This is a genomic window from uncultured Mailhella sp., assembly GCF_944324575.1.
Lineage (GTDB): Bacteria > Desulfobacterota > Desulfovibrionia > Desulfovibrionales > Desulfovibrionaceae > Mailhella.
The window spans coordinates 1-3,480 of sequence record NZ_CALUWV010000149.1; the positions used below are offsets into that span (position 1 = coordinate 1).

The following is a 3,480-nucleotide window of genomic DNA, read 5'->3' on the forward strand; positions in this document are numbered from 1 at the left end:
CCGGCAAGCGGCGCTTCGTGCACGAGCGTGAGCACGCACAGCACGCTGCCGAGCCACGAGGCTGCGGCAGCGACGTGCAGCACGCGAAGAGAGAGCCGTCCTTTGTTTTCAAGGATCATGAGGGCGCTTCCTTTTTTCATGGTCTTTCGGCGGGATACCACAGGGAGGCGAAAAGCGGGATGATATTTTCCGTGCGCAGCGGCGGGGAAGGAGCGTGCCGGGCCGAGGGCCTTTTCATGGGAAATTGCGCTTGACATTTCCTCCCGACGCGGGAAAACATACCTTTTTCGACTGCTTTCGGAGAGCGGTCTCTGACCGCGTGCCCCGCAAGGAATACCATGGCGCGTTCCCGCGCCCGGAGGAAAGCCTCATGGCTGAATATAAGAAAACGCTGAATTTGCCTGTCACCGGTTTTCCCATGAAGGCGAATCTGGTTCAGAAGGAACCGGAAATGCTGAAGTTCTGGGAAGAGAACAATGTGTTCCAGCTCATGCAGGACGCTTCCGGCTCCCGGGGCGAATTCGTGCTGCACGACGGCCCGCCCTACGCCAACGGACACATTCATCTCGGCACGGCGCTGAACAAGATTCTCAAGGACATGATCATAAAGTCCCGCAACCTCATGGGCTGGAAGACCGGCTACATTCCCGGCTGGGACTGCCACGGTCTGCCCATCGAGCACAACGTGGAACTTGAGCTCGGCGACAAGAAGAAGGATCTGCCCGCGCACGTCATCCGCAAGCGCTGCCGTCAGTACGCGCAGAAGTTCCTTGACATTCAGCGCAAGGAATTCAAGCGCCTCGGCGTTCTCGGCGACTGGGAGCATCCCTACATGTCCATGGACCCGGCATATGAGGCCGTGACCGCCTCGGAACTGGCCACCTTTGTGGAACGGGGCGGCGTGGTGCGCAGCAAGAAGCCCATCTACTGGTGCTGCCACTGCAAGACCGCCCTTGCCGAAGCCGAAGTGGAATACCGCGATCTTTCCTCGCCTTCCATCTACGTGCGCTTCCCGCTGTCCGATCCGAAACTCACGGACGTGTTCCCGAACGCCGACGTCTCGCGCGCCTACATCGTCATCTGGACCACCACGCCCTGGACGCTGCCGAGCAACCTTGCCGTGTGCGTGCATCCCGAATTCCGCTATGCTCTCGTGGAGACCGGCGGAAGCCAGTACATTCTGGCTGCCGAGCTCGTGGAGGGCTGCGCAAAGACCTTCGGCTGGACCGACTACACCGTCATCGGCGAGACCACCGGCGACAGGCTGGAGCGTCTTGAGGCCCGTCATCCCTTCATCGACCGTCCTTCGCTCATCATCAACGGCGAGCACGTCACCCTCGACGCCGGCACGGGCTGCGTGCACACCGCTCCCGGTCACGGCCGCGAGGACTATGAAGTGGGCATGAAGTACGGCCTTGACGTGTATTCTCCCCTCGACGACGAGGGCCGCTTCCTGCCTTCCGTGGAATTCTTCGCCGGAATGCAGGTCTTCGACGCCAACCCCGCCGTCATCGCCAAGGTGGAAGAGCTCGGCCATCTTCTGGCCCGTCAGGACATCACCCATTCCTATCCCTGCTGCTGGCGCTGCAAGAATCCCGTCATTTTCCGCGCCACCACGCAGTGGTTCATCGGCATGGAACCGGGCAATCTGCGCGCCAAGGCGCTCGACGCCATCAAGAACCAGGTGAAGTGGATTCCTGCCTGGGGTCAGGGCCGCATCTACAACATGGTGGAATCGCGTCCCGACTGGTGCATTTCCCGCCAGAGAATGTGGGGCGTGCCCATTCTCGCCCTCATCTGCAAGGACTGCGGCGAAGTGTGGAACGATCCGGCCTGGATGCGCGAAATCGCCTCGCGCTTTGCCACGCATCCTACGGGCTGCGACTACTGGTATGAGCATGACGTTGCCGAAATCGCTCCCGAAGGGCTTACCTGCCCGCACTGCGGCGGAAAGCACTGGGAGAAGGAAGACGACATTCTCGACGTGTGGTTCGACTCCGGCACCAGCTTTGCCGCGGTCATGGAAAAGCGTCCCGAAGGCCGCGTTCCCGCCGATCTGTACCTTGAAGGTTCCGACCAGCACCGCGGCTGGTTCCACAGCTCCCTGCTCGTGGCCGAAGGCACCCGCGACATTCCGCCCTACAAGGCCGTGCTCACGCACGGTTACGTGGTGGACGGCAACGGCCGCAAGATGTCCAAGTCCGTGGGCAACGTGGTGGCGCCTCAGGAAGTCATCGACAAGTACGGCGCGGAACTGCTGCGCCTGTGGGTCGCTTCCGTGGATTACCGCGAGGACATCCGCTATTCCGAAGAGATCATGAAGCGCCTTGTGGACGCCTATCGCCGCATCCGCAACACCTGCCGCTACATTCTCGGCAGCATTCACGATCTCACGCCCGAAAAGCTCGTGCCCTTCGCCTCCATGAAGCCGCTCGACCGCTACGCGCTGAGCCTCGTGGCCGCCTTCCATGAAAGCGCGGAAACCGCGTATCAGGAATACGAGTTCCACAAGGTGTTCCAGGGACTGCACGGCCTGTGCGCCACGGAACTTTCGGCCTTCTATCTCGACGTGCTCAAGGATCGTCTGTACTCCTCGCTGCCCGACAGCGCCGAGCGTCGTTCCGCCCAGAGCGCGCTGTATCAGATGCTGCTCATCATGCTGCGCGACATGGCGCCCATCATGAGCTTCACGGCGGAAGAGGCGTTCCGCTACATTCCCGAGGCCCTGAAGCCCGTGGACGCCGAAGGCAGGCCCGTGGTCACCGTGTTCGCCATGCCTTCCGTGGACGCCTCGAAGTTCCGTCTGTCCGACGACGAGCGCGGCGCGTGGGAAATGGTCATGGACATCCGTGCGGGCGTCACCCGCGCCATTGAGCCTCTGCGCAAGGAAGGCGTCATCGGCCATGCGCTCGACACCCACATCACCCTGTACGTGGACGACAAGCTCCGTGCCGCCATTGCCGACAGCGGGGCCGACATGCGCTCGGTGTGCATCGTGTCGCAGCTTGATGTTGCGCCCTTCAAGGACGCGCCCGTGGATGCGCTGGCCAACGCTCAGCTCGACGAGTGCCCCGGCCTTGCCGTGCGCGTGAAGAAGGCCGACGGCGAAAAGTGCGAACGCTGCTGGATGTACTCGGACAAGATCGGCGCCGATCCCGAGCATCCCACGCTGTGCCCGCGCTGCGCTGCGGTCATGAAGGAACTTGAGGCCGGAGAAAAAGAGTGAAAGGGGCGGTAAACCGCCATGTCGTCGTCTTTTCGGTGGCGCTGGTCTGGCTTGTGCTGGACCAGCTCACCAAGGCGGCCATAACGGCAGGCCTTGCCGTGGGACAGGGTTTTTCCGTCATTGACGGATGCTTCAACATCGTCCACGTGCTCAACCGCGGCGCGGCCTTCGGCTTTCTGAACAGCGAGGAAACGAGCTGGCAGTTCTGGCTCTTTCTGGGAGCGGCGTTGCTCGTGACGGTCGTCATCGTGCAT

Annotated in this window: 2 protein-coding genes; both read left to right on the forward strand. The window is 62.0% G+C overall.

Annotated elements, in window-relative coordinates; translation table 11 throughout:
- Positions 1 to 370 precede the first annotated feature (370 nt).
- Entirely contained in the window at positions 371 to 3,226 is a 2,856-nt protein-coding gene (gene ileS / locus Q0J81_RS10835; RefSeq protein ID WP_294447844.1) for an isoleucine--tRNA ligase, read from the forward strand.
- Positions 3,223 to 3,480 (forward strand): signal peptidase II (locus Q0J81_RS10840; RefSeq protein ID WP_294447845.1); only part of this gene is annotated, 258 nt, incomplete at its 3' end. The genes ileS and Q0J81_RS10840, both read left to right, overlap by 4 nt.